General features: G+C 68.4%; 1 protein-coding gene. It reads left to right on the top strand.

What is annotated here, in order from left to right:
* On the top strand, positions 1 to 1,048 hold a 1,048-nt coding region (locus DBR36_RS05530), incomplete at both ends, for a 2-oxo acid dehydrogenase subunit E2 (protein WP_181373491.1).

The raw sequence follows: 1,048 nt of genomic DNA on the forward strand, positions 1-1,048 counted from the left end.
GGCTCCGGCCGCGCAGTCGGCGGCCCCCTCCGAACCCAAGCCCGTGACGGCGCCGATCCCGGTCGTCGGTCAGGCGCCCGTGGCGCGTACCACCGCCAAGCCCGCCAAGCCGCAGCCGATCCCGGCGCAGGCCCCCAACGCGGTGCCCTCGGCCGGCTCCGAGAGCACCGAAGAAGACCGTGTGACGGTCCTCAAGGGGATGCCGAAGGCCCTGGCGTCCAACATGGACGACTCGCTCACGGTGCCCACCGCGACGAGTGTGCGCACGATCCCGGCCAAGCTGATGATCGACAACCGCATCGTCATCAACAACCACATGTCCCGCACGCGCGGCGGCAAGGTCAGCTTCACCCACCTCATCGGGTGGGCGCTGATCCAGGCGCTCAAGCAGTTCCCGAGCCAGAACGTGTATTACGCCGAGGTCGACGGCAAGCCCTCGGTCGTGGCCCCCGCGCACGTCAACCTCGGCATCGCGATCGACATGCCCAAGCCCGACGGCACGCGCGCTCTCCTGGTGCCCAGCATCAAGCGCGCCGACACCCTCACGTTCGGCGAGTTCCTCGCGTCCTACGAAGACCTCGTGCGCCGCGCCCGCAACAACAAGCTGACCCCGGGCGACTTCCAGGGCACGACGATCTCGCTGACCAACCCCGGCGGCATCGGCACCGTGCACTCCGTGCCCCGCCTCATGCGCGGTCAGGGCGCCATCATCGGCGCGGGGGCCCTCGACTACCCCGCCGAGTTCCAGGGCGCGAGCGACAAGACGCTCAACGAACTCGCGATCGGCAAGACGATCACGCTCACCAGCACGTACGACCACCGCGTCATCCAGGGTGCCGGTTCGGGTGAATTCCTCAAGATCGTGCACGAGCTGCTCATCGGCCAGCGCGGTTTCTACGACGACATCTTCGCCGCGCTGCGCATACCGTACGCGCCCATCCACTGGGCCGCCGACATCAGCGTCGACATCTCGGAGCGCATCGACAAGAGTGCCCGCGTCCAGGAGCTCATCAACTCCTACCGCGTGCGCGGCCACCTCATGGCCGAC

The organism is Microbacterium sp. HMWF026, assembly GCF_003061325.1.
GTDB lineage: Bacteria > Actinomycetota > Actinomycetes > Actinomycetales > Microbacteriaceae > Microbacterium > Microbacterium testaceum_E.